Here is a 236-nt window from a genome sequence, read left to right on the forward strand (position 1 = left end):
CTCTGGAAATCTGCTATCTCGGTAACGCCTTAGCGAATATCAGTTTTGCGTTACTGACCGACTTTACCGATAGCGCCGAACAGGACCATCATCATGACGCCGCGCTTATCCGTTACGCCGTGCTGAAAACGGAAGCGCTCAATCGGCGCTACAGCGGGGGTAAATCGGATATTGCGCTGTTCTCCCTGTTACACCGTGACCGCACCCATAATATTTCTCAGGGCGTCTGGATGGGG

Annotated in this window: 1 protein-coding gene; it reads left to right on the plus strand. The window is 53.4% G+C overall.

The annotated features are described in order from the left end of the window. A partial coding sequence (locus SB756_RS35430; RefSeq protein ID WP_410913926.1) for a hypothetical protein occupies positions 1-236 on the plus strand: 236 nt, incomplete at both ends.

It is taken from the genome of Pseudomonas sp. SIMBA_068 (assembly GCF_046534705.1).
Taxonomy (GTDB): Bacteria; Pseudomonadota; Gammaproteobacteria; order Pseudomonadales; family Pseudomonadaceae; genus Aquipseudomonas; species Aquipseudomonas putida.